This is a genomic window from Paractinoplanes rhizophilus, from assembly GCF_042664765.1.
Classification (GTDB): Bacteria; Actinomycetota; Actinomycetes; order Mycobacteriales; family Micromonosporaceae; genus Actinoplanes; species Actinoplanes rhizophilus.
The window spans coordinates 1-691 of record NZ_JBHTBJ010000134.1; the positions used below are offsets into that span (position 1 = coordinate 1).

The window sequence follows — 691 nt, forward strand, 5'->3', positions numbered from 1 at the left end:
GCCGGCCCGCCGCCTCGTCGACTCGGGCCGCATCTGTGTCCTGTGTCACGTCGTGTCCCATCTGACCGGTTCTCAAGCCGGTCGATCTTGGCACACCCCCGACTTACACAGCTCCCCTGACAGGGCCAGCCGTTGTCGACATAGATCCCCTCCGGGACCCCGCGGCAGGCCAGCGCGGGCCGCAGCGCAGCGGCGAGCCGGACGGTGTCCTCGGCGAACCCGAACCGGTGCCCGACGATCGCCCGGGAGTGATCGTCGAGGAACGCGAACAGGTAGGTCTTGCGCCCGCCGATCCGCGGGCCGTGCAAGGCGTCGCCGGTCCACAACTCGTTGGGCCGGTCGGCCTCGAACCGCCCGAACACCGCCGCCGGCGTCCCGCCCAGCAGCGTGGGGTCGACCGCGGCCAGGTCAGCGAAGCGGCGCTGCAGCGTGCGTTCTCCGGGCGCCCAGCCGAGCTGGGCGCGCAGGATCCGCCGGACCTGGGCCGCGGTCCGGCCGGGGTTCTCCTTCTTCAGTGCCACCGCCAGGTCCATCACCTCGGCGGGCAGCCGCCGCGAGGCTTGCTGTCGGGGTACGCGTGAATGTGCCCAGCCACGTACGGATGAACGTGCCCAGGTCCTGGCGTTCAGGGGCTGCGGATCGGGTGAGACTTCGTCCTGTTTGAGGTGATTCAGGGACGGGGGCTGCGGTG

The 691-nt window shown here is 71.2% G+C and carries 1 protein-coding gene; it reads right to left on the reverse strand.

Features of this window, described 5'->3' with window-relative positions; genetic code table 11:
* A partial coding sequence (locus ACFQS1_RS40570) for a DDE-type integrase/transposase/recombinase (protein ID WP_378978416.1) occupies nucleotides 1-521 on the reverse strand: 521 nt, incomplete at its 3' end.
* Nucleotides 522-691 lie beyond the last annotated feature (170 nt).